The sequence below is a fragment of the Streptomyces sp. NPDC005706 genome (assembly GCF_040631045.1).
Lineage (GTDB): Bacteria > Actinomycetota > Actinomycetes > Streptomycetales > Streptomycetaceae > Streptomyces.
The window spans coordinates 210,963-232,057 of record NZ_JBEXYS010000007.1; the positions used below are offsets into that span (position 1 = coordinate 210,963).

Consider the following 21,095-nt stretch of genomic DNA (forward strand, 5'->3'; position numbering starts at 1 on the left):
CGTGCGCATACTAATTTGTAAACGGCCATGACGAAATACTCGTACCAAGCAAGGAGCCGCGGCATGAGTTACCAGCCCACCCCCGAGGACAGGTTCACCTTCGGCCTGTGGACCGTTGGCTGGCAGGGCAGGGACCCGTTCGGCGACGCCACCCGCCGTGCCCTCGACCCGGTCGAGACGGTGCGGCGCCTGGCGGAGCTCGGCGCCCACGGAGTGACCTTCCACGACGACGACCTGATCCCCTTCGGGTCCTCGGACACCGAGCGCGAGTCCCACGTCAAGCGCTTCCGCCAGGCCCTTGACGCCACCGGCATGACCGTGCCGATGGCCACCACCAACCTCTTCACGCACCCGGTCTTCAAGGACGGCGCGTTCACCGCCAACGACCGCGACGTCCGCCGCTACGCCCTGCGCAAGACGATCCGCAACATCGACCTCGCCGCCGAACTGGGCGCGAAGACCTACGTCGCCTGGGGTGGCCGCGAGGGTGCCGAGTCCGGAGCCGCCAAGGACGTCCGTGCCGCCCTCGACCGCATGAAGGAGGCCTTCGACCTCCTCGGCGAGTACGTCACCTCGCAGGGGTACGACCTCCGCTTCGCCATCGAGCCCAAACCCAACGAGCCGCGCGGCGACATCCTGCTCCCCACGGTCGGCCACGCGCTGGCCTTCATCGAGCGCCTGGAGCGCCCCGAGCTGTACGGCGTCAACCCCGAGGTGGGCCACGAGCAGATGGCCGGCCTCAACTTCCCGCACGGCATCGCGCAGGCCCTGTGGGCGGGCAAGCTCTTCCACATCGACCTCAACGGCCAGTCCGGCATCAAGTACGACCAGGACCTGCGGTTCGGCGCCGGTGACCTGCGGGCCGCCTTCTGGCTCGTCGACCTGCTGGAGAGCGCCGGCTACGAGGGCCCGCGCCACTTCGACTTCAAGCCACCGCGGACCGAGGACCTCGACGGCGTGTGGGCGTCGGCGGCCGGCTGCATGCGCAACTACCTCATCCTGAAGGAGCGTGCCGCCGCGTTTCGCGCCGATCCGGAGGTCCAGGAGGCGCTGCGCGCCTCGCGGCTGGACGAGCTCGCCCAGCCGACCGCGGCGGACGGCCTGCGGGGCCTGCTCGACGACCGCGCGGCCTTCGAGGACTTCGACGTGGAGGCGGCCGCCGCACGAGGCATGGCCTTCGAGCGGCTCGACCAGCTGGCCATGGACCACCTGCTGGGCGCCCGGAGCTGAACCAGGGTCCCGCCGGGGGCATTCCGGATCCGCCGTGCGGCTTCGGAACGCCCCCTGAGGCCGTGCCGGTGAACCCGTTCGGGGACGCCCTGATCCGCTGCCGACGGGCCGTCCCGCCGGCCGTGGCGGCCGTCAGGCGCCTCGGGGCACCGGGGCCTGCGGGGCCGGTCGTGCCGCGGCCAGCGCGGTCGCCGGGTTCCGGTCCGGGGCACCCGCCGGAACCCAGTGGCCGCCTTCCGTCCGGAACGGCCACCAGCGGCCGTCCGGCCCGAGGCGCAGCTGTACCCCTTCGTCCGGGACCGTCCACAGGTTGCCTTCCCGCCGGAACGACGGCCGTTCTCCCGTCTCCCAGGCCGCGTCCAGGGCGGCACGCGCGCGTGCGAGCGCCGCGCCCTGGACCGGCCACTCCCCATCGAGGACGGCCAGGGCCGCCGGCCCTCCCAGACGCCAGGCGCGAACGGCGGTCGCCAGCCCCTCGCGGCCCCGCCCCGATCCCTCGGCGAGCCGCTCGGCCACGGCATCGGGAACCGCGCCGTCGGCGAGCCGTACGACGTCCTCGGCCGCCGTCGGCGCCCGGTGATCCGGCTCCCCGGGACCGCCGTTGCCGAGGGCCTGCCCCAGCAGCCGGTGGACCTCCCGCGCCGTCCTCCCGGCCAGGTACCGCAGCGCCACCGGATCCACCGCCGGCGTCGGTGCCGTCCCGGCGTCGTAGGACGGTGGTCCGCCGGGCGCCTCCGGAACGGCGGGCAGCGCGGGGAGAGCGGGGACGATGTCCGCGGCCGCCCACGCCTCCGCGGCATCCACACCCTCGGCCTCGTACGGCTCGCCCGGCGCCGCCGGCTCGTCCGGGGGCGCGGTGCTCCGCTGGTGCAGTTCCCGCAGGAACGTGCTCTCTCCCCGGCCGCGCATGAGCAGCAGCACGAACGGATCCTCGTCCAGCAGCCGTGCCACCTGATGGCACAGGGCGGCGGTGTGCCCGCAGTGGTCCCATGCGCCGCAGTCGCACTCGGGTTCCAGCTCCCCGAGACCGGGCAGCAGTTCGATCCCCCTGATCGCCGCGTCCTCGATCAGGTGCGACGGCAGGTCCCCGTCGAGGAGCGCGGCCAGGTGCCCCGCCTGCTCGACGGCCAGGCCCACGAACCGGTCCCACTCCTGCTCGGACAGCTCGGGCAGCAGGACGTCGGCCCGGTGAGCGGTGCCCTTCGGCTCCCGGACGACGGCGGTCACCCGGCCCGGCCGCACGGTCAGCGCGCCCACCTCGCCCGCGCGCGCGAGCCGGCGCCCCGCCTTCACCGCGGTGGCCTCCAGCGCCGCGTCCTCCAGCGCCGCCAGCCAGGCGCGGCCCCACCAGGTCCATGCGAACCCCCGCCCGCGCGCGGGCGGCAACGCGGCGAACGTGCGCTCCGGGCCGCCCTCGGGTCCGTGCTCGTAACGGCTCATCGCGCCTCCCCGCGCAGTTCCACCAGCGCGGCGAGTTCCGCGTCCGTCAGCTCCGTCAGTTCAGCCGGCGCGGACCCGCCGGTGCCCAGCACGGCGTCCGCGAGTGCGCGCTTGCGCCCGAGCATCTCCGCGATGCGGTCCTCGACGGTCCCCTCGGCGATCAGCCGGTGCACCTGCACCGGGCGGGTCTGCCCGATCCGGTACGCCCGGTCGGTGGCCTGGGCCTCGACCGCCGGGTTCCACCAGCGGTCGTAGTGCACCACGTGGTCGGCCCGGGTGAGGTTCAGGCCCGTCCCCGCGGCCTTCAGCGACAGCAGGAAGACCGGCACCTCGCCGTCCTGGAAGCGGCGCACCAGCGTCTCGCGCTCGCCGACGGGGGTGCCGCCGTGCAGGAGCTGCGAGGGGACCCCGCGGGCCGTCAGGTGCCGTTCGAGCAGACGGGCCATGCGCACGTACTGCGTGAAGACGAGCACCCCCGAGCCCTCCGCCAGGATGGTGTCGAGGAGTTCGTCCAGCAGCTCCAGCTTGCCGGAGCGTCCCACGAGCGCGGGATCGTCCTCCTTGAGGAACTGCGCCGGGTGGTTGCAGATCTGCTTCAGACCGGTCAGCAGCTTCACGACGAGGCCCCGGCGGGCCATGTCGTCGGCGTCCGCGATCAGGCCGAGGGTCTCGCGGACGAGCGCCTCGTAGAGACCGGTCTGCTCGTGCGTCAGTGCCACGGGACGGTCGGTCTCCGTCTTCGGCGGCAGTTCCGGTGCGACGCCCGGGTCCGACTTGCGGCGCCGCAGCAGGAACGGCCGTACGAGCCGTGCCAGCCGCTCCGCCGCGGCGGGGTCCCCGCCGGCCTCGACGGGCCGCGCGTACCGCGCGCGGAAGGTGCCGAGGCGGCCGAGCAGCCCCGGGGTGGTCCAGTCGAGGATCGCCCACAGTTCCGTGAGGTCGTTCTCCACCGGTGTCCCGGTGAGCGCCACGCGCGCGCGTGCGCCGATGGAGCGCAGGGCGCGCGCGGTCGCCGCGTAGGGGTTCTTCACGTGCTGTGCCTCGTCGGCGACGGCCATCCCCCAGGGCACCTCGGCGAGCCGTTCGGCGTCCAGCCGCATCGTGCCGTACGTGGTGAGCACGAACTCGCCGTCCGCCAGGGCTTCGAGAGCGCGCCCCGGCCCGTGGAACCGGCGTACCGGGACACCGGGCGCGAATCGTTCGATCTCGCGCTGCCAGTTGCCGAGCAGGGAGGCCGGGCAGACCACCAGCGTGGGACCGGCCGACGAGGGGTCCGCCTGCCGGTGCAGATGGAGCGCGATCAGCGTGACCGTCTTCCCCAGCCCCATGTCATCGGCCAGACAGCAGCCCAGTCCGAGGGCCGTCGTCCGGGCGAGCCAGCCCAGACCGCGCAGCTGGTAGTCGCGCAGGGTGGCGGCGAGCCCCGGCGGCTCGCCCATTGGCTCGGAGGCCTCCGGGTCGGCGAGCCGCTCCCGGAGCTGCGCCGGCCACCCCGTGGGCCGTACGTCGACCCGGAGGCCGTCGGCCTCGGCGGAGCCCGTCAGGGCGGCGGCCAGGGCCTCGACCGGGGTGATGGAGCGATCCTCGCGGCCGCGCGCGCGGTCCGCCTCGCGGGGGTCGACGAGCACCCAGCGGTCGCGCAGCCGGACCAGGGGACGCTTGGCCTCCGCCAGCAGATCCAGTTCCTCCCGCGACAGCTCGCGCCCGCCCAGCGCGAACGACCACCGGAACTCCGGCCGGGCGTCCGCGGAGAGGAACGAGGGCAGCGCTTCGCTCCGCCCGTCCGCCGGGCCGACGGACGCGTGCGCGCTCAGCCCGCGTGACAGGTCCTTGGGCCAGTGCACGTCGACGCCGGCGGTGGCCAGAGCACGGGCACCCTCGCCCAGGAGGTCGGCGATCTCGTCGTCGGCCAGGTGCACCACATCGGGAACGGCGGCGGTGAGCAGCGGAGTCAGCGGCGGCCACGCCCGGGCCGCCCGGCGCAGGGCCAGCAGCGTGTCCGCGCGTGCGCGCGGACCGAACGCCTCGCGCGTGACCGCCGGGCCGGACCAGAGTCCGGCGGCGTCGGCGACGCCCACCGTCCCGCTCGCGCCGTGCACCTGGAGCACCGCACGGAACCGCACCGCGGCGTGACCCTCGCCATCGGCGTCGTGGAGGCCCGTCGCCTCCACCCGCAACGACAGCCGGACGCCCGTGTCGTGCCCGGCGGCGATGTCGTCGGCCCACGCGCGGAGGCCGGGCAGGTGCTGGGGCTCCGGCGCGGCGAACGCGGCGCCGCCCGTCACGAGCGCGGCGGCGGGGGAACGGGGGAGGGTGTCGGCGACCGCGTCCAGGAAGGAGCGCAACAGACGTTCCGGGTCCGGCAGGCGTGGCCGGCCCTCCACGGCGAGAGGCGTGGCGTGGGCCTCCGGGGGCATGGCGGCGGCGAGTTCACGGACCAGCTCGGCATCGCGCGCGGACAGCGGCCCCACCCGCCATGTGTCGTGACCGGCCGGCGACAGGCCGGGCAGGAGCAGACCGCGCGCCAGGAACCGCAGGGCGAGCAGGCCGGCCGTGCCCCAGAACTCGACGGCTCGGTGCCGTCCTTCCTGCCCCGGCCGGGTGAGCACCGGGAGCGCCGCCCCGACCGGCAGCAGCGCGGCGGGCAGCCGTACCCGCCGCACGTCACCGCCCGGCGCGGGCAGCACCAGGTCCAGCTCCGCGACGGAGCCCCGGGCGACGGTGGGTGGAACGTCGCCGTCCGGCTGCCAGAAGGCCATGGTGCCGGTGCGGGGCGGATCGGACGGGACGAAGACCGCGCGGCAGCGGTTCAGCCAGGACGGATCGGACGGGGCGGACGGGGCGGACGGGTCGGGGAGTTGCGACGGCTCGTGCGATTCGGCCGCGTCGCACTGCTCAGGGTGCTCGGACGGTTCGGGGTGCTCGGACGGTTCGGTGGGCGGTGCGGTGGAGATCCTCTGCACGACTCTGCCCGCGCTCCTCAAATTTGACTACTGAGACTCGAAGTCGCCGAGGGTACAGCACCGCGGAGGTCCGGTCCGAGCGACCGGCCTGTGACGTGGGCCACTAGGGGGCGGGCGTCGGGGAAGTCTCAGGGTCGGGCCCCGGAACCGCGGGAAGCGTACGGCCGTTCTCAGGGCAGAGAGCGGCAAGGGCTGCCGCGGAGGAGGCGACGCTCATGTCCAAGAACGCGAAGATCGCCGCAGGGGGCGTGGCGGTCGGTCTGATCCTGCTGATCTGGCTGCCCTGGTGGGTGGCGTTCCTCGTCGTGGTGGGAGTCCCGGTCGCCGCCTACCTGGCCCTGGACCCCTCGCAGCGGCGCAGACTGCGTCGTGTCACGCGCAAGGAACTGGGCCGCTGAGGGGCCGGTGACCGGCCCGAGCGGACGGGGCTCACCGGCCGGCCGGAACCCGTTCGGCGAGGAGCCGTGCCGCTACGGGCGCGGCACGGCTCCACCGACTCACAGGGGCCGCACGGCCAACTTGTCGAGCGCCTCCAGCAGGCCGGGCAGCTCGGGGCCCCGGCCCACCGGCAGCACCTCCCCCGGCTCCTCGTCCAGCAGGACGAACGCGATGTCGTCGGTGCGCGCCACGATCGACCAGCCGGGGCCGTCGGCCCGCAGCGTACGGGCGTCGCCCGGGGCGAACGAGGAGCGGACCCGGCCGAGCGGCGGCGGCGAGTCGACGTAGGCGCGAGCCTCCGCCAGTACGCGCCGTACGCCCTGGTGCCCGGACCTGGGTGCACCCTTGGCGTCGTCCGCCGGCGACTCCGCCGCTTCCGGCCGCGCGCCGGGGGAGGGCGAGTAGCCGTCGCCGATCTGCTCCCGCCAGACCGCCCACTGCAGCGCGATCTCGTCGGCGCCCAGGCGACGCTGGGCCGGCCCCCAGGAGCTTGTGTCCGGCGGGGTCAGCGCGGGCCCGTCCGCGGCGTCCGGAGTGGGATCGTGAGGTGCGGGCACCCCCGGCGCGGCCACGGCGACCGCCAGCGGCCAGCCCGGCAGAGCGGCCACCACGGTGTTCTCGTCCGGCGACAGCTCGTACTCCATGCCGCAGTCCCAGGACGCGATCGCCACGGCGACCAGGGACACGTCGTCGATGGCGACCGTCCAGCGGGCGCCGTCACCGTCCTGCCCCAGCACCAGGCCGTACCCGTCGGCGTACGGCGCCAGTCCCAGCGCCGCGCAGGCCTCCGGATAGTCGTCGCCCAGCACGCTCGGGAACTGTGCGGGCGTCAGCAGCACCGCCGTGAGCACATACAGCGCCTCGTCCGCGGCGGCGACGGCCTGCTCGTCCGTCCCGGCCATCACAGCCCTCCCAGTGGTTCGTCCCTTCGGCGCGCACCCTAGTGCGAGTGGAAGGTACTTGTCACGACTCCACACACCACGCGGAGCTGCAGGTTTCCACCTGGACGGGGGCGAAACGGCCGCCCGGCGGAAGGCCGCGGCCCGGGGCCGGCCCCGTCCGGCTCAGGCGGCCGGGAGACCGAGGAGGTCGCGGGCGACCGTCCGGGGCGACTCGTCGCGTTCCCGGGCCAGTGCGATGACCGCCCGGCACGCCAGTTCGCTCACCCCGAAGGACAGCGCCTCCGGCGATACCCACGCCGACGCCTCGTCGATGCCGTCCTGGTCGTCCTCCGCGCGGGCCGCCACATAGGCCGCCGCGGCCTCGAACAAGTTGTGTGGACGCCGTTCCCGGCCGCCCGTCGCCGCCGGGCGCGGGGAGGTACGGAACCTGGAGGCATACTTGCGCATCGCGTCGAACACGTGACCCGCCTTCCTCTGTACGGGGTCGTCACCGACCACTCATCCGGCACTGTTCAACGTAGAGTTGAAGCTCCGGCGGTAAAAGGGGGCAGTGACGGTGCGCTTCGACCGGCTCAGGCGGATCCAGCGGATGGACCCCGTGGAGGACGCTCACGAAATCTACCGGCTCAGCACCGCGTTCGAATTCCCGTGGGACTACACACGGGCCCTGGAATTGGCCCTGTACCGCACCTACGCCGTCCCCTCCATCGGGCGGCTGCTCGCACGGACGGGGGAGCTGACCGAGCGCGCGCAGAAGCGGTACGACGACACCGCCCTGCTGCTGGACACCGTGGTGGAACACGGCTTCGCCGCACCCGAGGGCCGCACCGCGATCCGCCGCATCAACCGGATGCACCGCAGCTACGACATCAGCGACGACGACATGCGGTACGTGCTGTCCACGTTCGTGGTGGTGCCCCGGCGCTGGATCGACACCTACGGCTGGCGCCGTCTGTCCCGGCACGAGATCGTCGCAGCCACCGAGTACTACCGCATCCTCGGCCGGCATCTGGGCATCCCCGATGTCCCGGCGACCTACGAGGAGTTCGAGGCGCTGCTCGACGCCTACGAGCAGGCCCACTTCGGCTGGGACGAGCAGGCCCGGCGGGTCTCCGACGCCACGCTCGACCTGATGGCGTCCTGGTATCCGCGCCCGCTGGCATCCCTGCTGCGCACGGCCACGCTCGCACTGCTCGACGAACCCCTGCTGCGCGCCTTCCACTACGAGCCGCCGGGCCCTGTCTCCTCGGCGCTCGTGCGCCGCGCGGTCCGAGCTCGCGGCCGGCTTGTCCGCCTGCTCCCGCCCCGCCGCGCACCGCACTTCGCCCGGCAGAACCGGGAGATCAAGAGCTACCCGGGCGGCTACCGCCCGGCCGACCTGGGCACCCGCCCGGTTCCGGGGATGGGCGGCTGCCCGGTGCGCCACCTGGACGCCTCAGCGGGCGACGTCCCCGAGTGAGGCCAGGGTGTCGCGCAGCCAGGCGAGTTCGGCCCGGCTGGTGGCACGCGCGATGGTGAGGACGCCACGCCGGAACGGATCGTCCAGTTCCTCGGCGCGCAGCGGCCGGTCACCGTCGTAGAAGAAACTCGCCGGCTCTTCCAGGAAGGCCAGCCGGCGCCGCAGCACGGTCGCCTGAGCGGCCGGATCGTCGAGGTGCCGCAGGAACGCGAGCACGGTGAACCAGTGGTTCTCGTCGGTGATCTCGCGCTGCCCGGGCTCGGCCAGCCGGCGGCGCAGCTCCTGCCTGCCCTCCTCGGTGAGGGTCAGGACGTGACGCGGCGCGGCCACGGCGCCGGGCTCGGTGGTCCGCGCCAGCAGTCCCGCCTTCTCCAGCCGCTTGATCGCGGGGTACAGCGTGCTCTCGGCCACGGGCCGCACATGCCCGGTGAGCGCGGCGATGTGCCTGCGCAGGACGTAGCCGTGGAGCGGGACGTCGTAGAGGAAGCCGAGGATGGCGAGTTCCAGCATGACCGCATTCTCTCGCAAGGGCGCTGTACATCAAGACGCGCATATTCTTGTGGCGCAATACATCGGTGTCGAAGTATGTTGGGATCGGCGGAGTCGAGCCGCGGTGACGCGGGAACCGTAGTGACGCAGGAGGGGCGACGTGGAGCAGGCCGTATTCGACGACAAGGGAAGCCGGATCCGGTGGACGGAGGTGTCCGGTGCGGAGCCCGCGCGCGTGTATCTGCACGGACTCGGATCGGTCTCCTCCGTGTGCCACGCGCATGTCGCGGCCCGTCCCGAACTGGTCGGCAGGCGAAGCCTGTTCGTGGACCTGCCCGGGCACGGCATCAGTGACCGTCCCGAGCATTTCGGATACACGCTGGAGGAGAACGCCGACGCCCTGGCGGCCGCGGTGGACCAGGCGGGCGTCACCGGTGCCGAACTGATCGCGCACAGCATGGGCGGAGCCGTCGCCATCGTGCTCGCCCACCGGCGGCCCGACCTGGTCTCACGGCTGGTCCTCACCGAGGCCAACCTCGACGCCTTCCCGCCGCCCACGGCAGGAAGCAGCTCGATCGCCACCTACGAGGAGGACGAGTTCGTCGAGAGGCGGTACGCGCGCGTGCTGGACGCCGTCGGCCCGCTGTGGGCGGCCACGATGCGGCTGGCCGACCCCCGGGCGCTGCACCGCAGCGCCGTCGGCCTCCGCCGCGGCTCGGACCCTGTCATGCGCACGATTCTTCAGGGCCTGGAGGTCGACCGCGTCTACCTCCAGGGCGAACACAGCGGCGAACTCCTGGGCCGGAAGGACCTGGAAGCCGCAGGGGTGCGCGTTCTCACGGTGCCGGGCGCCGGGCACAACGTGATGTTCGACAACCCCGACGCCTTCGTGGCGGCCGTGGCCGGACAGGTCTGACACGACGTGGCGCTCAGCCCTCGCGCGTCGCCAGCGCGAGGAAGCGCGCGTCCTCGTCGGCGTACGAGGTCATGCGCCACCCCGAGCCGTCCAGCAGCGGGCGGAGGTTGGCCTCGGCGCGGAGGTCGTCCGGGGTGAGCCGCCGCCCCTGACGCGCCGCCAGGGCCGCCCGGCCGATGGGATGGAACAGCGCGAGCCTGCCGCCCGGACGCACCACACGGGCCAGCTCCCGCAGGTTCTCGACGGGCTCCGGCAGATGCGCGATCAGGCCGGCGGCGAACACCGCGTCCAGGGCGCCCCCGCGCAGCGGCAGCGCGGCGACGTCCGCGAGCAGCAGGAGGCCCTCCTGGTCCCGGCCGGCCCGCACGGCGGCCTGGAGCATCGCCGGGGTCAGATCGACGCCGACCACCACGCCGACGGGCCCGACCGCGGCACGCAGCGGCCGCAGAGCGCGGCCCGTGCCGCATCCGGCGTCGAGCACGCGGTCGCCCGGACCCAGTCCCATCTCCGCCACGGCGGCCGCGAAGGCGGGGCCGTCATCGGGGAACCTGCTGTCCCACCCGGCCGCACGGGGGGCGAAGAACTCCTGGACGTGTGTGTGGTCGTCGCTCATGTCCGGCATGATTCCTCACCGACACGAGGGACACTCCTGCGCGCACGTTCGAGCGCGACCCGATCGTTCCGCCGCATCTCTGCGCCATATTCCAACACCTTTCGAAACGCGCCCCCTTCGTGCGCCCCTGCCCCGGCTAGCGTCCCGGGGCCATGGGACACCTGGACCACGCCGCCTTCGGCTGGCTGACCCCCGCGCTGTCGTATCTGATGGCCTGCACGGGCGCCGCACTGGGACTGCGCTGCACCGTCCGCGCGCTCGCCGCCACCGGCCGGTCGCGACGCAACTGGCTCCTCACCGCGGCCTCCGCGATCGGCACGGGCATCTGGACCATGCACTTCGTGGCCATGCTCGGCTTCCGCGTCAGCGGTACCGGCATCCGCTACGACGTACCGCTGACCATCCTCAGCCTGGTCGTCGCCATGGCCGTCGTCTGCGCCGGCGTCTTCGCCGTCGGCTACAGCCGGGACCGCAACCGCGCCCTCCTGCTCGGCGGGCTCACCACCGGGCTGGGCGTCGCCAGCATGCACTACCTGGGCATGGCGGCGGTACGGCTGCACGGCGAGGTGACCTACCGGCCCGTACTCGTCGGCCTCTCGGTGCTGATCGCCGTCGTGGCCGCGACCGTGGCGCTGTGGGCGGGGCTCAACATCAAGTCGCCTCTCGCGGTCACCCTCGCCTCCCTCGTCATGGGAGCGGCGGTCAGCAGCATGCACTACACCGGAATGTTCGCGGTGAGAGTGCGCGTCAGCCCATCCGGCGACGTCCTGCCCGGGGCCACGGCGATGCAGTTCATCTTCCCCCTCGCCGTCGGCCTCGGGTCCTACCTGTTCCTCACCTCGGCCTTCGTCGCCCTCTCGCCCTCGGCCGGCGAGCGCGAGGCGTCCGCCTCCGCCCAGCGGCCCGTCCAGAACGCCGCCCGCTAGCGGGATCCCCTTCCCGGACCCCCGTCCCACGTCCCGAGCGAGGAGGCCATGCGCCCACCCCGTGACACCCCGCATGCCGGCTCACCCGGACGGGTCCCGGCCCCGCGCGGACGCCGCGCGCACGCCGGACCACCGGCCGACGAGGGCACGAATCAGCCCCTGGACCTCCCTCCGCTCGGCCCTCCCGCGCGCGTGGGACGCCGGCGCCTCCGCCCTCGAACGGTGCGCGCCAAGGTGATCTGCCTGCTGATGGTGCCCGTCGTCTCCTTGCTCGCCCTGTGGGCCTACGCCACCGTCAGCACCGCCCAGGACATCGCCCGGCTGCGCCAGTCCCAGAGCGTCGACACCGAACTGCGCGCCCCGGTGGCCGCCGCCGTCACCGCGCTGCAGAACGAGCGGGCCGCGGCCGTTCGCTACGCCGTCGAGCCCGGCGCGGCGCGCGGCGACGACCTGCGGAGCACGGCCGCCCGCACCGACCACGCACTGACCGGACTGCGGCTCGGCGACGACAGTACGGTCGCCGACAGCCAGGAACTCCCGGGCCGGGTCGCCGAGCGGCTGGACGCGTTCGTGACCGGTGCCGAGCGCCTGCGCGCGCTGCGGACCGCCGTGCTCGACCGCAGAACCGGCTGGAGCCAGGCCTTCGACCAGTACACCAGGACTATCGGTACGGCCTTCACGGTGGACGGCGCCCTCACCGGCATCCAGCAGGCCGACGTCGGCTCGGACGCGCGCGTGCTGCTCGAGTTCTCCCGGGCCGCCGAGGCACTGGCCCAGGAGGACACCGTCCTCGGCGGCACACGACCGGACGCCCGACCGCAGGGCGAACGGCTGCGGCTGTTCGCCGCCGCCGTCGCCACGCGCCGCGCGCTCACCGAGGCCGCCGTCGCCGACCTGCCCGGCAGCCAGCGCGCCGCCTGGCACGACCTCGCGGGCAGCGGCGCCCACACCGCCCTCACCGCCATCGAGGACAGGATCCTCGCCGTGGGACCCGGAGCCAGGGCGGCCGGCGCGGCACCGGGGACCGCCTGGAACAGTGCCCACGCGCGCGTCCGGGACGACATGCGGACCCTGGCGGCGGACACCGGCCGTGCCGTGGCGGGCCGGTCCGATCCCTACAAGCGCGGACTGCTGAGTCCGGCGGGCGCCGCCGTGCTCTTCGGCCTCGCCGCCGTCTGCACCTCGCTCGTCATCTCCGTCCGCATCGGCCGGGCCCTCGTCATCGAACTGGTCAGCCTGCGCAACGACGCCCTGGAGATCGCCCGCCGCAAACTCCCCGCGGCGATGCGGAAACTGCGCATGGGCGAGGAGATCGACGTCGAGGCTGAGGCGCCCGCCGGGCCGCCGGCGGAGGACGAGACCGGCCAGGTCACCGAAGCCCTGACCGTCGTGCACCGCGCCGCCCTGCGCGCGGCCGCGGAGCGGGCCGAACTCGCCGGCGGCATCTCCGGGGTCTTCGTCAACCTGGCCCGGCGCAGCCAGGTGCTGGTCCACCGCCAGCTCAGCCTCCTGGACAGCATGGAGCGGCGCTCCGACGACCCCGACGAACTGAGCGACCTGTTCCGGCTCGACCACCTCACCACCCGGATGCGGCGGCACGCCGAGAGCCTGATCATCCTCTCCGGAGCGGCGCCCGGCCGGGCCTGGCGGACGCCGGTGCCCCTCACGAACGTCGTACGCGCGGCGGTGTCCGAGGTCGAGGACTACGCGCGCGTGGAGGTGCGCGGGCTCCCGGGGGTGTCCGTGGTCGGAGCCGCGGTCGCCGACCTCACCCATCTGCTGGCCGAACTCGTCGAGAACGCGGCCCAGTTCTCGCCGCCCCACACGCGCGTGCGGGTCACCGGGGAGCCCGTCGGCAACGGTTACGTCCTGGAGGTCGAGGACCGGGGCCTCGGCATGGGTTCCGAGGTCCTCGCGGAGGCGAACCGGCGGATCGAGCAGTCCGAGGCCCTCGACCTGTTCGACAGCGACCGTCTCGGACTCTTCGTGGTCAGCCGGCTCGCCTCCCGGCACGGCGTCAAGGTGCACCTGCGTGCCTCCCCCTACGGAGGCACCACCGCGGTCGTCCTGCTGCCCACGGTCCTTCTGCACACCGGGCCCCCGGAACACCCCGTGCGGGAGGAGGCGCCGGCGGCCCCGCCGCGCCGGCCCGAGCACGCGCGCGTGCCGGAGGAATCCCCGCCCGAGGTCACCGCCCCGACCGGCCGGCCCGCCCTCGCGGCCACCGCCCCCGCCCACCAGTCCCCGGCCCCTGAACGCCGGCCGTCGCCCCCCGCGCACCGGACCCCGACTCCCCAACACCCGTCCTCGGCCCCCGCGCACGAACCGCCGCCCCCCGGAGTCACCGCCTTGAGGCCGCACCGCCCGCCGCACGACTCCGACCCCTCCGACGTCCTCCCGCGCCGTGTGCGCCAGGCGAACCTCGCCCCGCAACTCCGCCGGCAGCGCCTCGAGGAGCCGGCACCGGAGCCAGCCCCGCGCGGTGACGACGGACGCACCCCCGAGCTCGTACGGGATCGCATGGCGGCCTACCGCGACGGCTGGGTCCGGGGCGGCGGACGAGCCGGCCGCGGTGCCGTCCCAGGAACCGGAACAGGCAGTGAGAGCAGCGAAGGAGACCCGGCATGATCCAGGACCCCAACCTGAGGGCCGCCCAGCGATCCGGTGAACTCGACTGGCTGCTGGACGACCTGGTGATGCGGGTGAACGAGGTACGGCACGCCGTGGTGCTGTCCAACGACGGCCTCGCCGTAGGCGCCTCCACCGGCCTCGGGCGGGACGACGCGGAGCATCTGGCCGCCGTGGCCTCCGGCTTCAACAGCCTCGCCAAGGGCGCGGGGCGCCATTTCGGCGCGGGCGGCGTACGCCAGACGATGGTGGAAATGGACGACGCCTTCCTCTTCGTCGCGGCCGCCGGAGAGGGCTCCTGCCTCACCGTGCTCACCGCCGTCACCGCGGACATCGGCCTCGTCGCCTACGAGATGGCACGACTGGTCAGACGCGTCGGCGAGCACCTGTACACCGCGCCGCGCGTAACCGCCCGGCCGCCCGCCGCCGGATGAGCCGGAAGGGCGGCAGCGATGACCGGCATTCCGACCGGCGGCCCGGGCGAACCGGGCATCCAGTGGTACGACGGCGAGGCCGGCCCCCTGGTCCGCCCCTACGCCATGACCGGCGGACGCACCCAGCCGGGCCCCTCCGGAGTGAGCTTCGACCTGATCGCCCTCGTCACCCTCGACCCAGCCGCACCGGCGATGGACGACGACACCGCGCTCGGACCCGAACACCGGGCGCTGATCGGCCTGTGCCGTCTCGAGACACAGTCCGTCGCCGAACTGGCGGCCGGTGCTGACCTGCCGGTGGGCGTGGTCAGAGTGCTCCTCGGCGACCTGCTCGAACTGGGCCGCGTCACCGTCAGCCGTCCGGTGCCCCCGGCCCATCTGCCGGACGAGCGCGTTCTGCGCGAAGTCATAGAAGGGCTGCGGGCGCTGTAGATGAACCCTGTGGAACCCGACTCACGCCGAGAGAAGTGATCATGGTCTCCGAGCACTCCGACGCAGCAGCCGACACGTCCGCCCTGGCGCTGAAGATCCTGGTCGCCGGCGGCTTCGGGGTCGGCAAGACGACCCTCGTCGGCGCCGTCAGCGAGATCCGCCCGCTGCGCACCGAGGAACTGCTCAGTGAAGCCGGTCAGTCGGTGGACGACACCGACGGCGTCGACCACAAGGTCACCACGACCGTCGCCATGGACTTCGGGCGGATCACCATACGCTCCGGTCTCTCCCTGTACCTCTTCGGGACGCCGGGGCAGGACCGCTTCTGGTTCCTGTGGGACGAGCTCTCCCAGGGGGCGCTCGGCGCCGTGGTCCTCGCCGACACCCGGCGTCTGGAGGACTGCTTCCCGGCGGTCGACTACTTCGAGCACCGGCGCATCCCGTTCGTGGTGGCCGTCAACTGCTTCCCCGGCGCACGCGGCTACGGCGCCTCCGACGTCTCCCGGGCCCTCGACCTGGACCATGGAACACCGGTCGTCCTGTGCGACGCGCGAGAGCGGGACTCCGGCAAGGAGGTGCTGATCCGGCTCGTCGAGTACGCCGGGCGGATGCACACCGCCCGGCTCCTCGACTCCGTGGGCTGAGCGGGTCTTCTCAGGCGGCCAGGTCCTTGACCGCCACCACCTTGTCGATGGTGGCCCTGACCAGCAACTCGCCCGGGACGCCGTTGCGGGCCCCGTACTCCTCGGCGCGTTCCTCGCCCATGTACCGGGCGGCGATGCGGGTGGCCCACAGCCGCACGTCGTCCAGTTCCTCCGACAGCCGGGCCCGGCCGCTCAGCACCACGAAGTGAAAGGGCGGCCGGTCGTCGTCCACACACAGGGCGATCCGTCCGTCACGGGTGAGATTGCGCCCTTTCACGGTTTCCCTGCCGGTGTTGAACACCAGCTCGTCCCCGTCCAGCAGGAACCAGATGGGGGCCACATGCGGGCTCCCATCGGCGCTGACGGTGGACAACTTGCCGGTTCGGGTGCCGTTCGAGACGAACGCCCGCCATTCCTCATCGGTCATCTTCTGTGCCATACGCCCATCCTGCTTGCCCGGACGCCGGTCGTGGGGAAGGCTGGCGGGCAGGTCCTCCGGCCAGGAGGAGACGTCACACGGGGAGACGGAACATGGCGCAGAACCAGGGACTCGGCTGGCTCCTGGACGATCTGACCGAGCGAGTGGACCATGTGCGGCACGCGCTGGTCCTGTCCAACGACGGGCTGGTCACGGGAGCGAGCACCGGGCTGCGCCGGGAGGACGCCGAGCATCTGGCCGCGGTCGCCTCCGGGTTGCACAGCCTGGCGAAGGGTTCCGGACGCCACTTCGGCGCGGGCACGGTCCGCCAGACGATGATCGAGTACGACGACGCCGTGCTGTTCGTGACCGCGGCCGGCACCGGCAGCTGTCTGTGCGTGCTCAGCGGCGCCGAAGTCGACATCGGCCAGATCGCCTACGAGATGACGCTGCTCGTCAACCGCGTCGGCGAACACCTCGGTGTCGACGCCCGGCAGCCCGACCGCCCCGTGACGGACATCTGACCTGCGTGCTCTCCTGACCCGCGCAGTTATCCACAGGCTCGCCGCGCCACACACGGGCCCGGCTACGGTGTGTGCACGGGCAACGCACAGGGCGTGAGCCACCCACTCCACGGGGGAGTACCACCATGCCGGACAGCACTCTTGTCCCCGCCGTCCCCGCCACCTGCTCGCCGAGCCGAGCCGCTCGCGAACTGGGCCTCAAGCGGGTCGAGTTCGATCTCGCGGTCCATCTCGGCCGGATCCGGACGGTGCCCGACGAAGGCGGCGGAGGCCGCAGGGTGGAGCAGGCCGAGATCGACCGGCTGCGCGCCCGGTACGGCTTCCCCAGCACCCTCCGTGAGCACGTGCGGGTGGTGGGCACGGCGGAAGGCGCCGCGCTCATGAGGATTCCCGCGGGCAGGTTCACCAGGCTCGCCCGTCTGGGCCTGCTGGTGCCGGTGCGCTTTTATCTGAACCGCTATCGCGCGGTGGTCTGGCTGTATCTGGCCGACGAACTAGAGCAGTTCGCGACCGGCGGGGAGAACGTCCGTCTGCTCAAGGGGCGTACGCCCGAGACTCTCAGAGGGCAGCTGGCGACCGGGGTCGATCTGCGGGCCCGCAACTGGCGGGGCCGGCATTTCGGGTTTCTGCTGCGGCAGGCCGGGGATCCCTGGGCACGGGCGGCGGCGGTGGCCGCGTTCCTGGCGCCCACCGAGGTCGCGGACGTCGTCCGGGACCCCCATGAACGCGCCCTGCTGGAGCGACTCAGGCCCGCCCCGCCCGCCCACGGCGCACCGGGTTCCTCCTTCGCCCACCTCGCCGAGCACCTCATGACCGCGCAGGATCCCGACGAGGTCGGGTGGCTGCGCAGCGATCTGGCGCAGGCGGTGCGGGAGGCGCGTACCCAGGCACCCGCCCGGCGTCCGCCGGTACGGCTCACGAAGGCCGCCGCGGAGCACACTCCCGCGGGTGACGCCGAGGCCGAGCGACTCGTGCCGGCAGGGCCCGGCGGGGCCTCGGAAAGCAGGCCCGCCCGGCGCCACCGGGCGGTGGCCCACACCGTGGCCACGGCGCCGCCCCACCCGGCGCCGCGCCAGGCCCATGAGGCCCGCCCAGAGGTACCCCGGCCCACCCGCGGCCTTCGGACGTGGTTGTCCCGCGCGAACTCCCGGCCCACGCAGGCGCCGCGTCACAGGGCCCGGAACAGACCCTCCTGCACGACAGAGACGAGCAGCCGGCCGCGCACGTCGTAGATGCGGCCGCGGGCCAGCCCGCGCCCGCCGGTGGCGACCGGGGACTCCTGGTCGTACAGGAACCACTCGTCCGCGCGGAACGGCCGGTGGAACCACATGGCGTGATCCAGCGAGGCCATGTCGAAGTTCCGCGGGCCCCACAGCGGTTCGACCGGAATGCGGACCGCGTCCAGCAGAGTCATGTCACTGGCGTAGGTCAGTGCGCAGGTGTGCACCAGCGGTTCGTCCCCGAGCGGACCGACCGCGCGCATCCACACGGCGCTGCGCGGCTCGGCCCCCTGGATCTCCTCGGTGTTCCAGCGCAGCCGGTCCACGTAACGGATGTCGAACGGCTGGCGGCGCGCCATCCGCTCCAACTGCTCCGGCAGCGCGCCCAGATGCTTGCGGATCTCATCGGTCACCGTCGGCAGCGACTCCGGGTCCGGTACCTCACGGGCGGGCGGCAGCTGGTGCTCGAAGGGTCCTTCCTCAGGTTTGTGAAAGGAGGCGGTGAGATTGAAGATCGTGCGGCCCTGCTGCACGGCCGTGACCCGTCGGGTGGTGAACGACCGGCCGTCGCGCACCCGTTCCACCTGGTACACGATGGGCACACCCGGCCGGCCCGGGCGCAGGAAATACGCGTGCAGCGAGTGCACCGGGCGCTCGCCGTCCGTGGTGCGCCCGGCGGCGACCAGCGCCTGGCCCGCCACCTGGCCGCCGAAGACCCGCTGCAGGGACTCCTGCGGGCTCCGGCCGCGGAAGATGTTGACCTCGATCTGCTCCAGGTCGAGCAGGTCGACCAGCCTCTCGGCGGGATTCGTCGTCATCGGTGGAAGTCTCCTGTGCTCACAGCTGACCGACATCGGTGACGCGGACGACCGCACGGCCCTCGGCGTCGGAGGCGGCGAGGTCGATCTCCGCGCTGATGCCCCAGTCGTGGTCGCCGTTCGGGTCGTCGAAGATCTGCCGGACCCGCCACAGGCCGTTCTCCGGCTCCTCCTTGATGACCAGCAGCTTGGGGCCGCGGGCGTCCGGACCGGTGCCGAGGTCCTCGTACTCGTCCCAGTACTTGTCCATCGCCTCGCCCCACGCCTCGGCGTCCCAGCCGGACTCGGCGTCCAGCTCGCCCAGGTCCCCGACCTGGTCGAGAGCGGCGAGTTCCACCCGGCGGAACATGGCGTTGCGGACCAGCACCCGGAAGGCGCGCGCGTTGGCGGTGACCGGCTTGACCTCGTCGGCCTTCTCCTGGGCCTCCTCGGCGGTCATCTCCTCGGGGTTGGCCAGCTGCTCCCACTCGTCCAGCAGGCTGGAGTCCACCTGGCGCACCATCTCGCCGAGCCACTCGATCAGGTCCTGCAGGTCCTCGGACTTCAGGTCGTCCGGGATCGTGTGGTCCAGGGTCTTGTAGGCACTGGCGAGGTAGCGCAGCACGATGCCCTCGGTGCGGGCCAGCTCGTAGAAGGACACCAGTTCGGTGAACGACAGTGCGCGTTCGTACATGTCGCGGATCACGGACTTCGGCGACAGCGGATGGTCGCCGACCCACGGGTGGCTCTTGCGGTAGGTGTTGTACGCGTGGAAGAGCAGCTCCTCCAGCGGCTTCGGGTACGTGACGTCCTGGAGGCGCTCCATGCGCTCCTCGTACTCGACGCCGTCGGCCTTCATCGCGGCGACGGCCTCGCCGCGGGCCTTGTTCTGCTGGGCGGCGAGGATCTGCCGGGGGTCGTCCAGCGTGGACTCGACGACGGACACCATGTCGAGGGCGTAGGAGGGCGACTCGGGGTCGAGAAGCTCGAACGCGGCGAGCGCGAACGTCGACAGCGGCTGGTTCAGGGCGAAGTCCTGCTGCAGGTCGACCGTGAGCCGGACGATGCGGCCCTCGGCGTCCGGCTTGTCGAGCTTCTCCACGATCCCGCCGTCCAGCAGCGAACGGTAGATCGCGATGGCCCGCCGGATGTGCCTGAGCTGCTGCCGGCGCGGCTCGTGGTTGTCCTCGAGGAGATGGCGCATCGCCTCGAAGGCGTTGCCGGGCCGGGCGATCACCGAGAGCAGCATGGTGTGCGTCACCCGGAACCGCGAGGTCAGCGGCTCGGGTTCGGAGGTGATCAGCTTTTCGAAGGTGTTGTCCGTCCAGGCGACGAAGCCCTCCGGCGCCTTCTTGCGCACCACCTTGCGGCGCTTCTTGGGATCGTCGCCCGCCTTGGCGAGGGCCTTCTCGTTCTCGATGACATGCTCGGGCGCCTGCGCCACGACCAGTCCGGCGGTGTCGAAACCGGCCCGGCCGGCGCGGCCCGCGATCTGGTGGAACTCGCGGGCGCGCAGCGTACGCACCCGAGTGCCGTCGTACTTGGTGAGGGCCGTGAACAGGACGGTGCGGATGGGCACGTTGACGCCCACGCCGAGCGTGTCCGTACCGCAGATGACCTTCAGCAGTCCGGCCTGCGCGAGCTTCTCCACCAGGCGCCGGTACTTGGGCAGCATGCCGGCGTGGTGGACGCCGATGCCGTGCCGGACATAACGGGAGAGGTTGCGGCCGAACTTGGTGGTGAAGCGGAAGTTGCCGATCAGCTCGGCGATCCGGTCCTTCTCCTCGCGCGTGCACATGTTGATGCTCATCAGCGCCTGCGCCCGCTCCACGGCCTGCGCCTGGGTGAAGTGCACGATGTAAACCGGCGCCTGCTTGCTCGCCAGCAGATCGGTGAGCGTCTCGGTGAGCGGGGTGAACTCGTACTCGTAGGAGAGGGGCACCGGGCGGGTGGCCGAGCGGACCACCGAGGTCGGGCGGCCGGTGCGGCGGGCGAGGTCCTTCTCGAAGAAGGACACATCGCCGAGAGTGGCGGACATCAGAATGAACTGCGCCTGCGGGAGCTCCAGCAGCGGGATCTGCCAGGCCCAGCCGCGGTCGCCCTCCGCGTAGAAGTGGAACTCGTCCATGACGACCTGGCCGACGTCGGCGTTTCTGCCGTCGCGCAGCGCGATGGAGGCCAGCACCTCGGCGGTGCAGCAGATCACCGGAGCGTCGGCGTTCACCGAGGCGTCGCCGGTCAGCATGCCGACGTTCTCGGTGCCGAACAGCTTGCACAGCTCGAAGAACTTCTCGGACACCAGCGCCTTGATCGGGGCTGTGTAGAAGGTGACCTCGTCCCTGGCCAGCGCGGCGAAGTGGGCGCCCGCGGCGATCATGCTCTTGCCGGAGCCGGTGGGCGTCGAGACGATCACGTTGGCCTTGGACACCACCTCGATCAGCGCCTCCTCCTGGTGGGGGTACAGGGTGAGGCCGCGCTCCTGCGCCCACGACTCGAAGGCTTCGTACAGGGCGTCGGGGTCGGCGGTCGGCGGGAGCTGATCGATGAGGGTCACGCCCCCATCTTGCCTGGCCTTGTGCCCGAGGGGGGAATCGGCTGCGGGTACGAAGATCACTGCGGCTA

At 72.8% G+C, this 21,095-nt stretch carries 19 protein-coding genes and 1 pseudogene; 11 read left to right on the forward strand and 9 right to left on the reverse strand.

The window, feature by feature from the left end; genetic code table 11:
• The first annotated feature begins 63 nt into the window (after positions 1-63).
• Positions 64-1,230 carry a xylose isomerase gene (xylA, locus tag ABZ478_RS15925; protein WP_359549429.1) on the forward strand — a complete coding sequence of 389 codons (1,167 nt, stop codon included), beginning with the start codon at positions 64-66 and terminating at the stop codon, positions 1,228-1,230.
• 132 nt (positions 1,231-1,362) lie between these two features.
• Here xylA and ABZ478_RS15930 read toward each other — a convergent pair whose 3' ends face one another.
• Complete coding sequence (locus ABZ478_RS15930; protein WP_359549431.1) at positions 1,363-2,670, reverse strand: SWF or SNF family helicase; 1,308 nt, start codon at positions 2,668-2,670, stop codon at positions 1,363-1,365.
• Entirely contained in the window at positions 2,667-5,429 is a 2,763-nt protein-coding gene (locus ABZ478_RS15935; protein ID WP_359549579.1) for a DEAD/DEAH box helicase, read from the reverse strand. Before ABZ478_RS15935 ends, ABZ478_RS15930 begins: the two co-directional genes overlap by 4 nt.
• Positions 5,430-5,848: 419 nt before the next feature.
• Here ABZ478_RS15935 and ABZ478_RS15940 point away from each other — a divergent pair, with 419 nt between their 5' ends.
• Entirely contained in the window at positions 5,849-6,031 is a 183-nt protein-coding gene (locus tag ABZ478_RS15940; protein ID WP_359549432.1) for a hypothetical protein, read from the forward strand.
• A 99-nt stretch (positions 6,032-6,130) separates the two neighbouring features.
• On the opposite strand, the gene ABZ478_RS15945 is transcribed toward ABZ478_RS15940, so the two are convergent.
• Positions 6,131-6,973, reverse strand: coding sequence for a hypothetical protein (locus ABZ478_RS15945; protein ID WP_359549434.1), 843 nt, complete (start codon positions 6,971-6,973; stop codon positions 6,131-6,133).
• Positions 6,974-7,135: 162 nt separating this feature from the next.
• A complete protein-coding gene (locus ABZ478_RS15950) occupies positions 7,136-7,420 on the reverse strand; it encodes a hypothetical protein (protein ID WP_359549581.1) in 285 nt (94 codons plus the stop codon).
• A 103-nt stretch (positions 7,421-7,523) separates the two neighbouring features.
• Here ABZ478_RS15950 and ABZ478_RS15955 point away from each other — a divergent pair, with 103 nt between their 5' ends.
• Positions 7,524-8,432, forward strand: coding sequence for an oxygenase MpaB family protein (locus tag ABZ478_RS15955; protein WP_359549436.1), 909 nt, complete (start codon positions 7,524-7,526; stop codon positions 8,430-8,432).
• On the opposite strand, the gene ABZ478_RS15960 is transcribed toward ABZ478_RS15955, so the two are convergent.
• Positions 8,409-8,942, reverse strand: coding sequence for a PadR family transcriptional regulator (locus tag ABZ478_RS15960; RefSeq protein ID WP_358929450.1), 534 nt, complete (start codon positions 8,940-8,942; stop codon positions 8,409-8,411). The two genes, ABZ478_RS15955 and ABZ478_RS15960, sit on opposite strands and share 24 nt — an antisense overlap.
• 139 nt (positions 8,943-9,081) lie before the next feature.
• Between ABZ478_RS15960 and ABZ478_RS15965 the strand changes: the two genes are divergently transcribed.
• Positions 9,082-9,837, forward strand: a complete 756-nt coding sequence (locus tag ABZ478_RS15965) for an alpha/beta hydrolase (RefSeq protein WP_359549438.1) — start codon at positions 9,082-9,084, stop codon at positions 9,835-9,837.
• A 13-nt stretch (positions 9,838-9,850) separates the two neighbouring features.
• Here the strand turns inward: ABZ478_RS15965 and ABZ478_RS15970 are convergent, their stop codons facing one another.
• The gene (locus ABZ478_RS15970; protein ID WP_359549441.1) at positions 9,851-10,450 is read right to left on the reverse strand and encodes a class I SAM-dependent methyltransferase; all 600 of its coding nucleotides are present in this window, start codon (positions 10,448-10,450) and stop codon (positions 9,851-9,853) included.
• Between the two features lie 152 nt (positions 10,451-10,602).
• On the opposite strand from ABZ478_RS15970, the gene ABZ478_RS15975 reads away from it, so the two are divergent.
• The 5 genes from ABZ478_RS15975 to ABZ478_RS15995 are packed head-to-tail and all read left to right on the forward strand — an operon-like array spanning position 10,603 to position 15,514.
• The gene (locus ABZ478_RS15975; RefSeq protein ID WP_359549444.1) at positions 10,603-11,376 is read left to right on the forward strand and encodes an MHYT domain-containing protein; all 774 of its coding nucleotides are present in this window, start codon (positions 10,603-10,605) and stop codon (positions 11,374-11,376) included.
• 48 nt (positions 11,377-11,424) lie between these two features.
• The gene (locus tag ABZ478_RS15980) at positions 11,425-14,004 is read left to right on the forward strand and encodes a nitrate- and nitrite sensing domain-containing protein (RefSeq protein WP_359549446.1); all 2,580 of its coding nucleotides are present in this window, start codon (positions 11,425-11,427) and stop codon (positions 14,002-14,004) included.
• A complete protein-coding gene (locus ABZ478_RS15985) occupies positions 14,001-14,438 on the forward strand; it encodes a roadblock/LC7 domain-containing protein (protein ID WP_358929062.1) in 438 nt (145 codons plus the stop codon). The genes ABZ478_RS15980 and ABZ478_RS15985 overlap by 4 nt, the downstream gene beginning before the upstream one ends.
• An 18-nt stretch (positions 14,439-14,456) precedes the next feature.
• Positions 14,457-14,870 (forward strand): DUF742 domain-containing protein, encoded by a 414-nt coding sequence (locus tag ABZ478_RS15990; protein WP_359549449.1) that lies wholly within the window; start codon positions 14,457-14,459, stop codon positions 14,868-14,870.
• 41 nt (positions 14,871-14,911) lie between these two features.
• Positions 14,912-15,514 carry an ATP/GTP-binding protein gene (locus ABZ478_RS15995; RefSeq protein WP_358929066.1) on the forward strand — a complete coding sequence of 201 codons (603 nt, stop codon included), beginning with the start codon at positions 14,912-14,914 and terminating at the stop codon, positions 15,512-15,514.
• Between the two features lie 10 nt (positions 15,515-15,524).
• Here ABZ478_RS15995 and ABZ478_RS16000 read toward each other — a convergent pair whose 3' ends face one another.
• The gene (locus tag ABZ478_RS16000) at positions 15,525-15,953 is read right to left on the reverse strand and encodes a PPOX class F420-dependent oxidoreductase (protein WP_359549451.1); all 429 of its coding nucleotides are present in this window, start codon (positions 15,951-15,953) and stop codon (positions 15,525-15,527) included.
• A 92-nt stretch (positions 15,954-16,045) separates the two neighbouring features.
• Here ABZ478_RS16000 and ABZ478_RS16005 point away from each other — a divergent pair, with 92 nt between their 5' ends.
• Both ABZ478_RS16005 and ABZ478_RS16010 read left to right on the forward strand, forming a co-directional pair.
• Positions 16,046-16,456, forward strand: coding sequence for a roadblock/LC7 domain-containing protein (locus ABZ478_RS16005; RefSeq protein ID WP_358929070.1), 411 nt, complete (start codon positions 16,046-16,048; stop codon positions 16,454-16,456).
• A gap of 125 nt (positions 16,457-16,581) precedes the next feature.
• Positions 16,582-17,361: pseudogene (locus ABZ478_RS16010) on the forward strand (DUF6397 family protein); the annotation flags it as partial.
• Positions 17,362-17,624: 263 nt separating this feature from the next.
• Here ABZ478_RS16010 and ABZ478_RS16015 read toward each other — a convergent pair.
• The gene (locus tag ABZ478_RS16015; RefSeq protein ID WP_359549453.1) at positions 17,625-18,494 is read right to left on the reverse strand and encodes an acyl-CoA thioesterase II; all 870 of its coding nucleotides are present in this window, start codon (positions 18,492-18,494) and stop codon (positions 17,625-17,627) included.
• A 19-nt stretch (positions 18,495-18,513) separates the two neighbouring features.
• A complete protein-coding gene (locus tag ABZ478_RS16020; RefSeq protein ID WP_359549456.1) occupies positions 18,514-21,027 on the reverse strand; it encodes a DUF3516 domain-containing protein in 2,514 nt (837 codons plus the stop codon).
• Positions 21,028-21,095 lie beyond the last annotated feature (68 nt).